Raw genomic sequence first — 15,062 nt, 5'->3', positions numbered from 1 at the left:
GTCCCCCAGTCTTTCAGTGGAAAGGTTGCAAGCTGTTATGGGCAACGTGGGCCATTGCTGTTTTTTGGATGCCATGACGATGCTCATGGCGCATGGCAAATAACAGCGGTCGCCTTGGTTCGCTGAGATGTCCAAGTGTGGAGCCGTCCTGAAACCAGTCATACCGGGGGATTGGATCATAAGCTGTATCGGACCAGACGGCGTTCAGCTCCGGACTGTACAGACGTTGTCCTGGCGGTAGCCATTCATGTGCTAAAAGCGTTGCACTTTCATCTGGAGAGTGCAGCGCTTTTTGTTCATTCGGGGTGAACAATCCGGGCCAATAGTCGCTGCGTGAACCTGTATGCGGCACACTTTTAGCGAATGCGGATACCTGGTCCAGCACTTGCTGATGGCCGAAGAGCATAGCATAGAGACTTTTGCCAAAGCCGATCCGCTCGTCCAAATGGCCGAAACGCTCCATTACTAGTCCAGCAAGTCCACCGTTTAGTCCAAGTGGAAATATAACCTGATTTAGCTGGAGCCAGTCATGCAAATAAAAGCCCGGCTTGTGTGTTACAAATTTTTGGAAATACGGATCTTTTACCACACGTCCTTCAATATAGTTTTGTTCATTAATGATGAGCGCCACAGTCAACAGAGAGCTATCCCGCCAAGCCCAGAAACGTTCCCAAAAGGGCTTCATGAATGGCGAAACGTGAAAATAAGGCAACAAATGAAAGCAACTTCGACCTAAATGACGGCTGTGCATGTAAAGTTGCAACTGCGGATAAGCGTCTTGAAAAATAAGGGCGTTACAGCGCTCCAGTAGCCGATACAGCCATTCCTTTTCCTGTTCACCGAACAGGTTGCCAATCAGTCCCCCTTTCAGATCGGTCATATTATAGCCGCCATTACGAGAAACCAGGTGGGCCAGTAATGCCCAGTGTAACTCCGGGTAGCCACGGTAGCATTCAAGGTAAGCGGCAGTGCGGGTAACGTTGCTGCGATTCTCCTGTGCTGTATCGTTCTTGATCCTCTCCAGTAGCTCACAGTCTGTTTCGCATAAGGGCATATTCAGAGAAGAGGGACGCGTAGCGGGTCCGTTCACCAGCATTATCGCTTCAGCTTCATTCATAGCGGCCTGTGCCGTATGATAATCCCACGCTAGTTCACGCAAGGGGGAGCGTAATTTTCGGGATTCGGTCCAAGCCGCCCGTTTGCCCTCCCAAGCTTCCTCTGCAACACGGGGAACGGAACCCAGTAACTTTAGCCCTCCTTGAAGCTGTCGAGATGCTGTATGGAGCCATTCGGTAAGAGACATGACTAAATTAACCTCCTTTCCAACTGCAAGCATCCCCGTATCCTGCCAAGTATGTTGGGTATGCTGTTAGGATGTCGACGCTTATGTGGATTCTTAAGTATATCTTTAGTATGCCTCAATGAGAGGGCTTCCAATCGGCATGTGAGTAGAATGGGGGAGTGTGCAAAAGCTTCACTTGGCGTTACAATAGAAAGTGCAATCTTTTCAGCACAAAAAGAATTTAAGGAGGAATCATCCATGCAAAAAATCGTCTCTCATGAAGACTTTAATAAGGCAATATCCACTCCGGGCGTTACGGTGGCTGTGTTTAAGGCGGACTGGTGTAAGGATTGTCATTTCATCGATCCGTTCATGCCTGATGTGGAACAACAATATGCAGATAAGCTTACATTAATTGAGATTGATGTAGAACAGGCCGAAAGCGTCAGTCAAGAGCAAAATGTATTGGGGATTCCTAGCTTTATCGCTTACAGTGAAGGGCGAGAACTGGTACGTCTGGTGAACAGACTGCGCAAATCCCGCGAAGAGATTGAGCAATTTTTGGATCGGGCTGTTGAAGTCCACGCGAGCTTGGCAAAATAACATCAAGACATTCAGAAAGCCGCTTCCTTCTCAGGGGGCGGCTTTCTCACGGACACGTTCACATTTTGTCAACAAAGCTCGTATGTCAAGGAACGATATATCAGTTATAATTACTTTAAGTGATCATTTCACAACATATAAAGTGAATAAATATTATATTTGGAAGGATACGGGTGAATTTGAATAACAAAATTAGAATATTAAAATGGCTGGCACTCGTAACATGTATTGTCATGTTTTTGGCTACCTTCGGTGGAGGTGTCGTGACGCGGACGGATTCGGGTCTCGGCTGTGGCCGGGAATTCCCGCTGTGCAATGGCAAGCTGGTTCCGGCACATACGATTGCATCCCTTATTGAGTTCTCTCATCGCTCCGTCAGTGCCATGGCCGGGATTCTTTCTATCGCCTCATTTGTTGGCTTTTTGCTGTTTATGAAGCATCGGAAGGATTTGCAGCTATTCTCGCTGCTCACGCTCATGTTTGTCATCATACAAGGTGCAATGGGGGCGTTGGCTGTCGTCTTTTCCCAATCGGCTGCAGTCATGGGACTACATTTTGGCTTTGCGCTTATCGCCTTTGCCAGTGCGACTATGATGACGTTGGGGGCCTGGCAGGAGCATGCAGATTCACGCCACACCCCGCGTCTGATTCCTGGGCCTGTCAGTCGGGGGTTTCGTAACTTTATATGGTTATCGACGATCTATACCTATATTGCTGTCTATTCAGGGGCGTTGCTTAGTCACTCGGTCATCCAGAAGGTTGTAAATATTGGGGGCTTCATATCTCCACTGCTGCTTCATCAGATTTCAGCTGGTCTGCTGTTCGTCATTATCTTGGCTGTGGGTCACTACTCATACCGTTATCACCCGAACCACCGGGATATCCGTATATTGGGTGTCGTATCGGTCTTGTTAATCTTGCTTCAAGTGGTGATTGGAATTATCTTGTTGTACGTCAACAAACCTGAAATCTACATGTTTATCGTGCTGGGACATATGCTGGTGATTGCATCGTTGTTCTCCATCTTGGCTTATCTGAGCTATCGTGTATGGCAATTGTCACCGGACCGCAAGCTTGTTCCGACCCAAGCACAACGTACCTAAGCGTTTCATAGATCATAGTCAAGCGGATTTTTGCCCAAGAGGCGTTTAAACACGTATAATAGCATATAAGAAACAAACCAGGCCCGCGAGTTTCTCGAGGGCTTGATTTGCTTAGGAGGAGTCGTCCAGTTGATCTACCAGAATTTGCGCCAATTTATTGAAGCGCTGCGTAAAGAAAATCATCTTAAAATTATAGAGGCACCTGTCGATCCTTACCTGGAGCTGGCTGAGATTCATCGAAGAGTCATTGAGGAAGAAGGGCCGGCACTTCTGTTCACGAATGTAAAAGGAACCCCGTTTCCTGTAGCCAGTAATCTGTTTGGCACGAATCGCCGTGTGGACATGGCTTTTGGCCCGCGACCAGAGCAGCTGATGGATGCGATTGTAGGAGCGACCAAAACATTGTTTCCACCTACACCCAAAGCATTGTGGAATGAACGTGGCCTGATTAAGGACATGCTAAAAGTAGGGCTAAAAACAGTATCTCATAGCGAGGCCCCTGTATTGGGAGTTCGCCGTACAGAGGCTCCGCTGGCACCACTGCCTAAAGTGACCAGTTGGCATGAGGATGGAGGGCCGTTTATTACGCTTCCACTCGTGTATACTGAGAAGCCAGGTCAGCCCAAGGATCATAATTTGGGGATGTACCGCATTCAGATTTATGATGATCAGACGACGGGCATTCACTGGCAAATTCATAAAGGCGGCGGTTTTCATTATCATGAAGCGGAACTGCGTAATGAGCCATTGCCTACGACGATTATCATCGGTGGCCCGCCTGCCCTGATTGCGTCTGCCATTGCGCCAGCACCGGAAAACTTGCCTGAGCTGTTGCTGGCTTCGCTTATTATGGGAGGCAAGCTGCCCATGACAGAAGACCCGCTCGGGGGTCACCGGATTCCAGCAGAAGCAGAATTTGCAATCAGCGGTTATGTACCGCCTCATGAACGCCGTCCGGAAGGCCCGTTTGGTGATCATTTTGGCTATTACTCATTACAGCATGATTTCCCTGTATTTCATGTCAAACATATGCATCACCGCAAGGATGCCATTTATCCGGCAACCATTGTAGGTAAGCCTCGGCAAGAAGACTACTATCTCGGTGAGTTTTTGCAACGTCTGCTGTCGCCTGCCTATCCGCTTGTGATGCCTTCCGTCAAGTCCCTGTGGGCGTATGCGGAAACGGGCGTACATGCGCTGGCAGCGGCAGTCGTACGTGAAAGCTACTCCCGTGAAGCGCTTGTATCCGGTTTTACCATTTTGGGTCAAGGTCAATTATCGTTGACAAAGTTCCTGATGCTGACGGATCGAGTAATTGATTTATCTGACTTTAACCTACTGCTGGAAACCATTCTGGAGCGATTTAATCCAGCAAGGGATTTATTTATTTTCAATCACACTTCACACGATACACTCGATTACACAGGCCGCAAGCTGAATCATGGCAGTAAGGCCATCCTGATGGGGATAGGTGAGCCTGTACGTGAATTGCCTCGTGCTTATGAGGGAGGCGATCTGCCGGGAATTCGTGAAATTGAGCCCTATTGCGGAGGTTGCCTTGTCGTATCGGGTGCGTCCTTTGAGCAGGAGCCTGAGCTGGCGGCACGTGTTTTGGAGCGATTAGCAGCGGGTGAGCAAGAGTGGCCGCTCGTCTTCATTGTAGACGATGCCAAAGAAGTCGTTCGCTCTCAAGCCTCGTTCCTGTGGACGGTATTCACACGCTTTAACCCGGCTACAGATATGTACGCAGACAGCGAAGTGCGTTTGCATCATCTGAACTATAAGCTGCCGATTGTAGTGGATGCGCGTATGAAGCCGGGGTATCCAGATGAGGTGTTACCGCGTGAGGATATTGTTAAGCTTGTAGATCAACGATGGACGAGTTATTTCGCTTGACGCCCTAATTAAACCTACAGCCGGATTTTACATTTATAAGGAGGCGTAAGCATGATACGCAAGCTACTGGGTGAGCCACCACGTGTGAACAAAGGCATCCTGCTAGATGCCATGAATAGCATGTCAGCTATGTTGAACCTGCTGGAGCGGCAAATTCAGGCTGGTGGAGATCCGACCCACGATTTTCGGAAGGCGGATATTTTAACACGCGGTCTAATGTCATCTCTGGATGAACTGGAGCAGAGCCATCATGCTTCCGCCTTTTTCCGTATGAAAGTGAAAGCCGGATATGCTGAAGATATGAGTGAGGATGAAAAATCCGATTATGCATTATATGTTTTCTTTTATAAAGATGGGTTTGTTCGGGTTTTCTCTATTTTGGATAAGCTGGGTAACTGGCTAAATGATCTGTATGATTTAAAAACAGGGCAGTATAAGGCGCATTATTCGTATTTTACCGTGTTGCGGCAGCTCAAGTATCTCAAAATGCATCCTGTATTGACCGATAATTTAAATGATATCAAGGACACTTACAACGATGCCATCAATCGGCTGCGTAAGCGTCGGAATACGGAGATACACTATATGAATACGGAAATGCAGGATGATCTCTGGCAACGACACCGAGCTTTGTATGGAAAAATCCAACTGGAGGACCTCGATCACCATTTGGAAGATTTGCAGCAGGGCTTGGAAATGGTATGTCGGTCGCTGTCAAACGCCTTTACTTATACTGCGAAACAATGGGAGAACCGGGCAGTACGCCCAAAAATATGATAGAAAATATCCTTTGACAAAGCAATGTAAACTATCTATACTGAAACCTAGTTTCAGAAAAATGCTTGAATTATGTTTTTTTTATATAAACTTAACGGACAGCTAAAGCTGGAGTTTAACATATTTTTCTTATCCAGAGAGGTGGAGGGACTGGCCCGATGAAGCCCGGCAACCCGTTCTTTCCCGGTGTAATACACTGGGAGGGAACATGATGGTGCTAATTCCTACAAAACCGCTAGAGTTATAGCGATTTTGGCAGATGAGAAAAGGTTCGCAAGGTGGGGCCCTTTTCATTCTGTGAAAGGGGCTCTTTTTTGTATAAATAAATAGCGATTTTATACAATCCTGAGAGATGACAATTGGTTAAAAGGGTAAGGAAGAAGTGAAGGGGGTCGCAGCACGTTGATAGAGCTTAAGCAGTTAACCAAGCATTATGGCAAAGGCAACCGACGCGTTAATGCGCTGTCTGGGTTGAATCTTTCTATAAAGCGTGGAGAAATATTCGGAGTGATTGGTCACTCCGGGGCGGGGAAAAGTACATTGATCCGCTGTATTAATTTATTGGAACGCCCTACTTCAGGCGAAGTATGGGTAGACGGGGTAAACCTCGCTACTGTGAGTCAATCCCAGTTACAGAAGCAACGTCGAAAAATCGGAATGATTTTTCAGCATTTTAATTTGTTGTCTTCGGCAACGGTGTATGACAATATTGCATTTCCTTTGCGTTTGGTAAACACCCCCAGGGAAAAGCTGGACATGAAAGTTCGTGAGCTGCTGGAACTGGTGGGTCTGGAAGAACACAGTGGAAAGTATCCGTCACAGCTCTCAGGTGGACAGAAGCAGCGGGTAGGAATTGCACGGGCGCTGGCTAGTGATCCTCATGTATTGCTGTGTGACGAAGCGACTTCTGCGCTTGATCCGCAAACGACGGGGTCTATCCTGAAATTGTTGTTGGATATTAATCAGCGCTTTAATTTAACCATCGTGCTGATTACACATGAAATGCATGTCATTCAAAGCATTTGTGATCGAGTTGGCGTCATTCATCAGGGCGACATCGTGGAGCAAGGCCCAGTGGCGGAAGTATTTTTGAAGCCACAGCACCAGGTAACCAAGGACTTTATCCAACGGGAGTCAGAACATCCCGAGGAGCTGCAAGCAGCGATTGCGGCAGCAGGTGGCGGTGAGTCGGCGCAGGTGGTACGTATCTCCTTCTTGGGCAGTAAAACATATGATGCGATTCTGTCGCGTACGGCTCGAAGCACTGGTGTTGATTTTGCGATCTTGCAGGGAACCATATCTACGATTAAAAATGTACCCTATGGACAGCTGATCGTTCGTTTTGAAGGAAACCATGAAGATATAGAGCATACGCTGCGCGAAGTGTCTGGGCAAGGACTTGATGTGGAGGTGATCGGACAATGAGCGAACTTGATTTTTCACAAGTGAGTTGGGATGAGCTAGGGAATTCTACTCTGGAAACCCTTCAGATGCTCGGAGCATCCGCATTGTTCACCCTCATTATTGGTTTGCCGCTTGGCATATTATTGTTTCTGGCGAGTCGCTCCTCGTTAACTCTGATGAAGGTGATATACATTGTATTATCATTCATCGTTAACATTTTACGTTCCGTACCATTTATCATTTTGATCGTTGCACTTATTCCTTTTACACGATCGCTGGTAGGTACCTCGACTGGGGTGCTGGGAACCATTCCGCCGTTGGTTATCGGGGCTGCCCCATTCTTCGCACGTCTTGTCGAAACGTCTCTGCGTGAAGTGGACAAGGGTGTCATTGAAGCCGCACAAGCGATGGGTGCCTCGACAGGACAAATTATCCGGCGTGTGCTGTTACGTGAGGCACTTCCGGGTCTGCTCGCTGCATTAACTATTACCGTCGTTACACTCGTATCCTACACGGCAATGTCCGGGATGATCGGGGGCGGTGGACTGGGTACACTGGCTATCAACTACGGCTATTATCGTTATGAAACGGCTGTCATGATCGTTGCAGTCGTGCTGATGGTCGTATTGGTACAATTGCTGCAAATGGCGGGAGATCGTCTCGTGCGGCATTATACTCGAAAATAGGGAAAACATATAGATATCCTTATTGATCAGGACGTCTGATCCTGAATATTACAAATTATTGGAGGGGTAATAACATGAAGAAATGGGTATTGGCTGTACTTAGCTTGACATTAATTGCGGTGCTGGCGGCTTGCGGTACAAAGAGCACAACATCGGATACAAACAATGCGACCGAAAATACAGGCGGATCACCACGTGAAGTGGAGCTGAAAATTGGAGCTTCTCCTGTGCCGCATGCGGAAATTTTGGAAGCGATCAAGCCTCAGTTGGAAAAAGAAGGGGTTCGTCTCCAAGTCGTTCAGTTTAACGACTATGTACAGCCGAACGTACAATTGTTTGACAAGCAACTGGATGCTAACTTCTTTCAACATGTACCTTACTTGGATGTGATGAACAAAGAGCGCAAAATGGATCTGGTTTCTGTGGGCGCAGTTCATTTGGAGCCATTCGGTATCTACTCCCAAAAATATAAAAAGCTTGATGAAATCCCAGATGGCGCAACTGTAGCCATTCCGAACGATGCGACAAACGGAGGCCGCGCATTGCTGTTGTTGGAGAAACAAGGTCTGATCAAGCTGAAAGACGCAAGCAACATTGAAGCTACGGTAAAAGATATTACTGAAAATAAGAAAAACCTGAAATTCAAGGAGCTTGAGGCGGCTATGCTGCCACGTCAGTTGCCTGAAGTGGATATTGCGTTGATCAACACGAACTACGCTCTGGAAGCGAAGCTGAATCCAACGAAGGATGCACTGGCACTGGAAGATAAAGATTCTCCTTATGCTAACGTTCTGGTAGCACGTCCTGATAATAAAGATTCCGAAGCGATTCAGAAGCTGATCAAAGCTTTGCAATCTCCAGAAACTAAAAAATTCATCGAAGATAAATACCAAGGCGCGATTATTCCAGCATTTTAAGCAGGGAACGAGAACGCATTGCACGCAAACCCCAGATTCTCTTGAACAAGAGGACTGGGGTTTCTTTTTGGATGGAGTTGTAGGGGAAGCTTAAATATTTTATACTTGGGGGTGACCGTTCTCTGTGAACAGGAGGAAAATTGTTGAGAGATAAAGTCGCATTCATAACCGGCAGTGCCAAAGGTTTAGGTAAAACGACCGCTTTGCGTCTGGCGGATGAAGGCTGTAATATTGCGCTAAATTATGTGCATAGCCAAGCAGAAGCCGAAGCGCTTAAGCGGGTGATTGAGTCTAAGGGAGTACGCTGCCTGTCTTTACAAGGGGATATCTCTGTTCAGGAAGATATCACGAGGCTGATTGGTGAAGTACAGGATCGGCTGGGTGGAGTCGATATTATGGTGAACAATGCCGGACCGTTCATCCGGGAACGCCGTCTGTTTGCGGATTACAGTGTAGCTGAGATTCATGCCATGATACAAGGAAATCTGGTTGGTACCATGCTGCTGGATCATTTGGTATTGCCCCACATGCGTAGCCAGCATTGGGGACGTATTATTCATTTTGGCTTTGGTCATGCTGGAGAAGCAAGGGCTTGGCCGCATCGTGCCGTCTACGCAGCCGCCAAGGTGGGGCTGGTGTCTTTTACGAAGTCACTGGCTGTGGAGGAAGCTCCTTATGGCATTACGGTCAATATGATCTGTCCAGGGGACATCCGAGGAGCAAATAAGGAAATGTCAATCGCCGATGTCATCGGCATGCAGGATAAAGAGACACCGCGTGGACGTCCGGGGAGCGGAGAGGACATTGCACGAGTGATCGCCTATTTATGTGAGGAGCATTCGGATTTTATAACAGGCAATATTATGGATGTATCGGGAGGTTTAGATCCCATTCGGCCAACCATATAAGCTTAAGTGATCCTTCAGACGCTGTAATACAAAAAAGAGTCTTGAGCTTCGATACCGAAGTCAAGACTCTCATGATCATTATGCATCAAGCATTAGAATACTTGTACCACTTCTTGGACGCCGTCGACTTCTTCGAGAAGAGCGCGTTCAATCCCTGCTTTCAGCGTGATTGTGGAACTTGGGCAACTGCCGCAAGCGCCTACCAGCTTCAGCTTAACGATGCCGTCTTCAACGTCAACCAGCTCAACGTCGCCACCATCGCGTTGCAGGAACGGACGGAGCTTATCCAGTACATCTGCTACTTCGTCATACATTTGAACGCTTTGTGTTTCGCTCATTAGAATTCAACTCCTTTCCTATACCTTTATTATTATATTACAAAGCGGGCCAAATTAAAATGCCCGTCATCCAAAGCAGGTGAAAAAATGTTAAGGCCTATTATTGAGTTTTGCACCAGTAATATGCATTGGGGTACCGATGAAATCATGTCCAAGCTGGAGCAGAATCCAGATTATGATGTGATTGAATACGGCTGCCTAAGCAATTGTGGTCAGTGCAACGCCGAACCCTATGCGATGGTCAACGGTGAGATTGTATCCGCAGATTCAGCAGAGCTTCTGTACGAAGTGATTATGAACAAAATTAAGGAAGCTGAAGCATGGGATAACCTAGATTTGGATTGAAATAGAATGGTCCGTTTAACCAGCTTCCTTTTGTATAGGAAATATACATCATCATTCACTCAACAAACAAAGAAGACCTGCTCTGGGAGCGGGTCTTCTTTGTTTGTTGAGCATGCGGTTAGCCAAAATGGCGTTTGGACTTCCAGAGCACGCCGCTTTTAAGCAGGCGTGGTACTCGTCCGCGCAATGAGGTACTGCCCATAAAGCCATAGCCGAACCCGGCCTTCTTGCCAAGTGCGCCTAATGTACCGCGCAGCTTTAAAGGATGCGGGTGAGGTGTTTGGCCTTTCCACAGGTCGCGTACAATGTGTGCGATTTGCTCCCCTTGCACTTCTGCCGCCTGAGCGCTTGGAGAGTAGGGAAGGCTCGCACAGTCTCCGACCACATACACCTCAGGATGATCTGGTATTTGATAATACTCGTTGAGCACGATACGACCCTGAGGGTCTTTAGGGACGGCTAAATCCTGCACGATTTTTACCGGCTGAATCCCAGCCGTCCATACCACTGCATCCGTTACAATTTGCTCGTCACGGTTATAAATAGCCCCCGGCTCAATACGGGAAACCGCAACATGATTCAGCGCATTTACCTGATGCTCCTTGAACCAAGCATGTACATAGGCAGACAAACGTTGCGGGAATGCCGACAGCACCCGCTCGCCCCGATCCATAATGGTAATATTCAAATCCGTGCGGCTTTCACGTAACTCCGCAGCAATCTCAACACCGCTAAGACCGCCGCCTACAATATGGACATGTCCATATGGCTTGATTTCGTTCAAGCGCAGATAGGTTTGGCGAGTATGGTTAAATGACTGGATCGTACAGCTGTGTTCTTCAGCCCCTGGTGTATTGTGAAAGCGGTCGGTACAACCCAACGCAATGACAAGCTGGTCATAGGGCAAGGGTTCACCGTCTTGAAAATGGACAATCTTATTCTCTAGATCCATCGAGGTGACTTCTCCGTATTTGCGAATAAGACGTTGTTCATCTGGAAAATGCACCCGCAAATCAAAATCAGAAACCGTACCTGCCGCGAGGGCATAGTACTCTGTTTTCAACCCCTGAAAGGGCATTCGATCCACTAAAATAACTTGAACATCGTCGGGAATGTGTTTATCCAGCAATTCTTTGGCAATGGTAAGGCCGCCATAGCCGCCCCCCAGAATAACGAAATTTTTCATCAAAATCCGCCTTCCTTTCGCTACCGTGTCCCCGGCAAATGGTCTGGTGTCTCGTCGACCTAACACAAGTTTTTGTTGTTATAAAACCCGAGAATCAGGCCTGCCTTTGTCAGGCAGACCAGCGTATTCCGAGGCAGCAGATGCTGCATGGTGTGAGTAATGGGGATGAAATGCTCGCGGGAAATTTGAATCCGATATTACATTTATTCGAAAACTTCGATTTCGTTATAGAAGGTGTCCCGTTCAACAGGTATACGTCCGGCACCTTTGACCAGCCAGATTAGCTCTTTACGGGTCAATCCGGCAGGGGTTAACGCACCTGCGGCATGGCTGATCTGCTCACGCACAATCGTGCCATGGACGTCTGATGCGCCAAAGGTGAGAGCGACCTGTGTCAATTGCGGGCCAATATTAATGAAGTAAGCTTTGACATGGTCGATATTGTCCAGCATCAGGCGGCTGATCGCAATGGTTTTGAGATCCTCGTAAGCGGAGTTACGGCGCATGATGTTGGCGTTTTTGCTTTTCGGCTGCATGGACAATGGAATAAATACCATAAATCCGTTCGTTTCGTCCTGCAATTCACGAATTTGCAGCATATGTTCAATACGATCCTGATACGATTCGACCGAACCGTACAGCATAGTCGTATGAGTTTTCATGCCGAGATTGTGGGCCGTGCGATGTACTTCGAGATAGCGGTCCACGTTGGCTTTGGTAACACGCATCTTCTTCCGATATTCGTCGGACAAGATTTCCGCGCCACCACCAGTCAGGGATTGAAGTCCAGCCTTTTGCAGCTCCTGAAGCACTTCTTTAATACTCAAGCCGCTTATGCGTGTGAAAAAGTCAATTTCCGCTGCAGTGTAAGCTTTCAGTGTAACGTGGGGATACTTTTCATTTAGTGCCTTCAATGAGTCTACATAGTATTGGAAAGGCACATGATTATTATGACCACCGACGATATGAAATTCTCTTACCCCCGGATGGATGTGTTGCTCTACATAATCAATCATTTCCTGCCCGGACAACGTATAAGAGCCGTCCTCCCCCTGATCCTTGCGGAAATTGCAGAACGCGCAGCGCGCTTCGCATACATTGGTGAAGTACAGGCTCATGTTTTCGATAAAATAAACCTTTTTTCCGTTCTTGCGTAAATTAGCTTCGTTAGCCAACTGACCCAGTGTGAGGATATCGTCAGTTTCATACAAATATATACCGTCTTCAAGGTTCAAACGAATACCGTTCTGTACCTTTTCTACAATTTCCGCCATTCTGCGGTCTGTAAAAGGTGTAACTAATGTGGACATGCCTATTCCTCCTTCAAGTTGCTCTGTGCGAGGCTGTCCGCCAAATCAGCGGCACAAGCGCTAAGTGCGCACAGGATGTCCCGTTCCGTCGGTAAGAATCCGGCAGCGCGGATATACGATATGTGAAAAATGTTACAATGCCAGGCTACAATGATGAATATCTCAAAATATCGCCTTTGAAATGACAAATTTCCGACAGTTTCTTTTACACACTCTTCACCTATTATAAACCTCACACCACCGGTGTTCAATACAAACGAATAGAAAAACAGGTCTTTAAGCCTGTAAGGGAAGGACATTCCATGACTTGAGCACCTGCTAATAGTGGAGTATACTGAAGGAGAACATGAAGTAAAAGAGGAGGATGGAGCTATGATTAACATCACCGATTCCGCTGCTGAGCGTTTGAAAGATATGCTGGAGCAGCAGGAAACGCCGAATATGTTTTTACGTCTGGGTGTTACGCCGGGTGGTTGCACTGGATTCTCGTATGCAATGGGCTTTGACGACAACGAGACGGATCAGGATATATATATGAACGTACAGGATATGAAGATTGTAGTGGAAAAGGAAAGCATCCGCTACCTAGACGGTCTGGAAATCGACTTTGAAGAGTCTGGAATGTCAGGCGGGTTCACGATTCATAACCCGAATGCTGTAGCTACATGCGGCTGTGGTTCAAGCTTCCGTACGGCTACGGATGCTGGGAAACCGAACGAAGAGCCTTGTTAAACCGCGCTATATCAACGTTTTGTTTTCCGATGATCTGTTCGGAGGCCAATGCGTTAGCCTAGCGGAATAAGTGTTCGGGGATGCGGATTACGGCGAGATTTTGAGCGTTAACAATCCCGTAAGATGAACGTTAACAACCCCAAAACATGCGATTTAGGGTTGTGAATTACGACCTCTACAGCGGTATAGTCACGTACTATACTTATGTGGAGGTCTTCTTTATTATGGCGTTAAAGAAACGTGAAAGACGGGTGCCCGCTGGCGGGAGGTTAGCGCGCGAGTATCCGCAATTATCACTTGAGCAAGCGATCGACTTCGTTATAAGTGCGAAGAAGTCGGAGGGTTTACGTGAACGCTCGCTCAAGGACTACGCGAAGCATTACGGGTATTTTATCGCCTGGTTACGCGAGAAACATCCGGAAATTCAATATGTCGAGGATATCACGACGGAAATAATTCGGGACCATGTCGCGTATATGAAATTCGATAAGGTTCGTTATTCCGGCCATAAGTACATTCCTACGGAGAATCAACCCGTCGGACTGTCCGATACAACGGTCAATATACGCCTTCGTACGTTAAAAGCGATATTTAATCAGATGGAACGCGATGAGCTTATTGAGGTCAATCCGGTCACTAAAGTACGTTTGTTGCGCCAGGACGTTGACCTCACGAATTGTCTGACTGACGACGAGGTAAAGGCGATATTGGCGCAACCTAAACAGCGTGACTTTGTCGGGTATCGGGATTACGTGGCAATTGCGCTACTACTTGACTCGGGGTGTCGCGTATCGGAAATGCTCAGTCTACGGATACAGGATATCGACTTCCAGACACGTTTTATTACGTTGAGCGGTGAAGTGAACAAAAACCGTAAGCCTCGGATGGTTCCGATTTCTGCGCACATAGCGAAGTTATTACTTCAATTAATAGAAGAAAATCGTCAGTATTTCACGACGGACCGGATATTCATGTCTTGCTTCGGCGATCCCGTAACAGCGAATCACTTCAATAAGCGGCTGAAGTATTACGGAGAAAAGGCGGGCGTAGCCGGTAAGAAAATGACCGCACACGTTTACCGTCATACCTGGGCGCGTGCAATGATTCTTAACGGAGCTGATCCGTTTACCATGCAGAAAATGGGCGGATGGTCAGACATACGGACAATGCGGCGTTATTTTCTATGAGAGTATAAAATAGTAGGCAGGAAGAGGGAGGTGTTGTATAATTTAGGCAAGCAAGGCATAGCAAAAAGCGGCCACCTAGGAGGTGCCGCCTATGACCGTATATGAAACATTGTCACTTATGATAATGTTCGTAGCACTCGTCATCGAAATAAGACGCGAAAAATAGCCGAGCATCCGTCCAAAGATAACGGCTATTTTTCGTAAAATAAGATAAGTTTAAGTAAGGGCCGCGCTATGTCTTGCGATACTAGCGGCCTTTTTCTTTTTGTAATGCGTTACATTTTTAGTTTACACAATATCGTACTGATTGTCATTAACTAATTAGTTAAATTGGTTATTAGTTAATTGGAAAAAAAACTAATCCGTTATTTATCGCAGCGGTCGTCGG

Annotated in this window: 15 protein-coding genes and 1 riboswitch; of the genes, 11 read left to right on the top strand and 4 right to left on the bottom strand. The window is 47.1% G+C overall.

All coding sequences use genetic code 11. The features are described from left to right. Positions 1 to 13: 13 nt before the first annotated feature. The gene (locus JOE49_RS00415; protein ID WP_209940381.1) at positions 14 to 1,303 is read right to left on the bottom strand and encodes a DUF2515 family protein; all 1,290 of its coding nucleotides are present in this window, start codon (positions 1,301 to 1,303) and stop codon (positions 14 to 16) included. A gap of 237 nt (positions 1,304 to 1,540) precedes the next feature. Here JOE49_RS00415 and JOE49_RS00410 point away from each other — a divergent pair, with 237 nt between their 5' ends. The 8 genes from JOE49_RS00410 to JOE49_RS00375 all read left to right on the top strand — a co-directional run bounded on the left by JOE49_RS00410 (position 1,541) and on the right by JOE49_RS00375 (position 9,576). Beyond that, positions 1,541 to 1,885 carry a thioredoxin family protein gene (locus JOE49_RS00410; protein ID WP_028541427.1) on the top strand — a complete coding sequence of 115 codons (345 nt, stop codon included), beginning with the start codon at positions 1,541 to 1,543 and terminating at the stop codon, positions 1,883 to 1,885. A gap of 173 nt (positions 1,886 to 2,058) precedes the next feature. Beyond that, a complete protein-coding gene (locus JOE49_RS00405) occupies positions 2,059 to 2,988 on the top strand; it encodes a COX15/CtaA family protein (RefSeq protein ID WP_209940380.1) in 930 nt (309 codons plus the stop codon). Between the two features lie 129 nt (positions 2,989 to 3,117). Continuing rightward, the gene (locus JOE49_RS00400) at positions 3,118 to 4,884 is read left to right on the top strand and encodes a UbiD family decarboxylase (protein ID WP_025723591.1); all 1,767 of its coding nucleotides are present in this window, start codon (positions 3,118 to 3,120) and stop codon (positions 4,882 to 4,884) included. A gap of 51 nt (positions 4,885 to 4,935) precedes the next feature. Beyond that, on the top strand, positions 4,936 to 5,661 hold the full coding sequence (locus JOE49_RS00395) for a Cthe_2314 family HEPN domain-containing protein (protein WP_025723590.1): 726 nt from the start codon (positions 4,936 to 4,938) through the stop codon (positions 5,659 to 5,661). Positions 5,662 to 5,787: 126 nt separating this feature from the next. Continuing rightward, positions 5,788 to 5,927: riboswitch (SAM riboswitch) on the top strand. Positions 5,928 to 6,063: 136 nt separating this feature from the next. After that, positions 6,064 to 7,086, top strand: a complete 1,023-nt coding sequence (locus JOE49_RS00390) for a methionine ABC transporter ATP-binding protein (RefSeq protein ID WP_053326058.1) — start codon at positions 6,064 to 6,066, stop codon at positions 7,084 to 7,086. Further along, entirely contained in the window at positions 7,083 to 7,751 is a 669-nt protein-coding gene (locus JOE49_RS00385) for a methionine ABC transporter permease (RefSeq protein ID WP_023990182.1), read from the top strand. Before JOE49_RS00390 ends, JOE49_RS00385 begins: the two co-directional genes overlap by 4 nt. 74 nt (positions 7,752 to 7,825) lie before the next feature. Next, positions 7,826 to 8,668: a MetQ/NlpA family ABC transporter substrate-binding protein gene (locus JOE49_RS00380; protein ID WP_023990181.1), complete on the top strand. Its 843-nt coding sequence runs from the start codon at positions 7,826 to 7,828 to the stop codon at positions 8,666 to 8,668. Positions 8,669 to 8,811: 143 nt separating this feature from the next. Then, the gene (locus tag JOE49_RS00375; RefSeq protein WP_023990180.1) at positions 8,812 to 9,576 is read left to right on the top strand and encodes an SDR family oxidoreductase; all 765 of its coding nucleotides are present in this window, start codon (positions 8,812 to 8,814) and stop codon (positions 9,574 to 9,576) included. Positions 9,577 to 9,668: 92 nt separating this feature from the next. Here JOE49_RS00375 and JOE49_RS00370 read toward each other — a convergent pair whose 3' ends face one another. Continuing rightward, positions 9,669 to 9,914 carry a NifU family protein gene (locus tag JOE49_RS00370; RefSeq protein WP_013311836.1) on the bottom strand — a complete coding sequence of 82 codons (246 nt, stop codon included), beginning with the start codon at positions 9,912 to 9,914 and terminating at the stop codon, positions 9,669 to 9,671. 87 nt (positions 9,915 to 10,001) lie between these two features. Between JOE49_RS00370 and JOE49_RS00365 the strand changes: the two genes are divergently transcribed. Then, positions 10,002 to 10,259: a YuzB family protein gene (locus JOE49_RS00365; RefSeq protein WP_023990179.1), complete on the top strand. Its 258-nt coding sequence runs from the start codon at positions 10,002 to 10,004 to the stop codon at positions 10,257 to 10,259. Positions 10,260 to 10,377: 118 nt separating this feature from the next. On the opposite strand, the gene JOE49_RS00360 is transcribed toward JOE49_RS00365, so the two are convergent. Both JOE49_RS00360 and mqnE read right to left on the bottom strand, forming a co-directional pair. After that, positions 10,378 to 11,445 (bottom strand): NAD(P)/FAD-dependent oxidoreductase, encoded by a 1,068-nt coding sequence (locus tag JOE49_RS00360; protein WP_023990178.1) that lies wholly within the window; start codon positions 11,443 to 11,445, stop codon positions 10,378 to 10,380. A gap of 203 nt (positions 11,446 to 11,648) precedes the next feature. Then, positions 11,649 to 12,755 (bottom strand): aminofutalosine synthase MqnE, encoded by a 1,107-nt coding sequence (gene mqnE / locus JOE49_RS00355; RefSeq protein WP_023990177.1) that lies wholly within the window; start codon positions 12,753 to 12,755, stop codon positions 11,649 to 11,651. A 372-nt stretch (positions 12,756 to 13,127) separates the two neighbouring features. Between mqnE and JOE49_RS00350 the strand changes: the two genes are divergently transcribed. Continuing rightward, on the top strand, positions 13,128 to 13,487 hold the full coding sequence (locus tag JOE49_RS00350) for a HesB/IscA family protein (protein ID WP_013311832.1): 360 nt from the start codon (positions 13,128 to 13,130) through the stop codon (positions 13,485 to 13,487). A gap of 224 nt (positions 13,488 to 13,711) precedes the next feature. Beyond that, complete coding sequence (locus JOE49_RS00345; protein ID WP_209940379.1) at positions 13,712 to 14,674, top strand: tyrosine-type recombinase/integrase; 963 nt, start codon at positions 13,712 to 13,714, stop codon at positions 14,672 to 14,674. Positions 14,675 to 15,062: the final 388 nt, after the last annotated feature.

The sequence above is a fragment of the Paenibacillus sp. PvR133 genome, assembly GCF_017833155.1.
GTDB lineage: Bacteria > Bacillota > Bacilli > Paenibacillales > Paenibacillaceae > Paenibacillus > Paenibacillus polymyxa_B.
This window is presented reverse-complemented; position numbering and strand designations above follow the sequence as displayed.

Excerpts from the sequence above, each read along its gene's own strand:
- JOE49_RS00415 (WP_209940381.1), bottom strand. The coding sequence starts at position 1,303 with ATGTCTCTTACCGAATGGCTCCATACAGCATCTCGACAGCTTCAAGGA.
- JOE49_RS00410 (WP_028541427.1), top strand. The coding sequence starts at position 1,541 with ATGCAAAAAATCGTCTCTCATGAAGACTTTAATAAGGCAATATCCACT.
- JOE49_RS00395 (WP_025723590.1), top strand. The coding sequence starts at position 4,936 with ATGATACGCAAGCTACTGGGTGAGCCACCACGTGTGAACAAAGGCATC.
- JOE49_RS00385 (WP_023990182.1), top strand. The coding sequence starts at position 7,083 with ATGAGCGAACTTGATTTTTCACAAGTGAGTTGGGATGAGCTAGGGAAT.
- JOE49_RS00380 (WP_023990181.1), top strand. The coding sequence starts at position 7,826 with ATGAAGAAATGGGTATTGGCTGTACTTAGCTTGACATTAATTGCGGTG.
- JOE49_RS00370 (WP_013311836.1), bottom strand. The coding sequence starts at position 9,914 with ATGAGCGAAACACAAAGCGTTCAAATGTATGACGAAGTAGCAGATGTA.
- JOE49_RS00365 (WP_023990179.1), top strand. The coding sequence starts at position 10,002 with ATGTTAAGGCCTATTATTGAGTTTTGCACCAGTAATATGCATTGGGGT.
- JOE49_RS00360 (WP_023990178.1), bottom strand. The coding sequence starts at position 11,445 with ATGAAAAATTTCGTTATTCTGGGGGGCGGCTATGGCGGCCTTACCATT.
- mqnE (WP_023990177.1), bottom strand. The coding sequence starts at position 12,755 with ATGTCCACATTAGTTACACCTTTTACAGACCGCAGAATGGCGGAAATT.
- JOE49_RS00350 (WP_013311832.1), top strand. The coding sequence starts at position 13,128 with ATGATTAACATCACCGATTCCGCTGCTGAGCGTTTGAAAGATATGCTG.
- JOE49_RS00345 (WP_209940379.1), top strand. The coding sequence starts at position 13,712 with ATGGCGTTAAAGAAACGTGAAAGACGGGTGCCCGCTGGCGGGAGGTTA.